General features: G+C 66.0%; 1 protein-coding gene. It reads left to right on the plus strand.

All coding sequences use genetic code 11. The features are described from left to right. The coding region (locus C2L80_RS13575) for a penicillin-binding transpeptidase domain-containing protein (protein WP_275668775.1) at positions 1 to 547 on the plus strand (547 nt) is incomplete at both ends.

Consider the following 547-nt stretch of genomic DNA (forward strand, 5'->3'; position numbering starts at 1 on the left):
GGCATCGGCGGCGTGGGCAACGACGTCACGCTCACGCTGAACTCGAAGATACAGCAGGCGGCCCAAGACGCGCTCTCGGGCTACGCCGGCGCGTGCGTGGTCATGGACCCCGAGACGGGAGCCGTGCTGGGCATGGCGTCGTCGCCCACCTACGACGCGGCCAACTTCGCCGCCGAGATAGAGAAGGCCAACGCCAACCCCGACGGCGAGAGCACGCTGCTGAACCGCGCGATACAGACGCTCTACGCCCCCGGCTCCACGTTCAAGATCGTCACGCTCGCAACGGCGCTCGAGGACGGCGTTGCCAGCGAGGACACCGTGTTCTCGTCGCCGGGCACCATGGACATCGGCAACGCGCCCGTCACGAACTTCAACAAGAACTCCTACGGCGACATCACGCTCGCCCGTGCCACCGAACTGTCCAGCAACACCGTGTTCGGCCAGCTGGGCGTTGAGATGGGTGCGGAGAAGCTCGTGGACGGCGCCGACAAGTTCGGCTTCAACCGCAAGATCGACTTCACGCTGAACACCGCCACCTCGCTCATGG

The sequence above is a fragment of the Rubneribacter badeniensis genome (assembly GCF_002899695.1).
Lineage (GTDB): Bacteria > Actinomycetota > Coriobacteriia > Coriobacteriales > Eggerthellaceae > Rubneribacter > Rubneribacter badeniensis.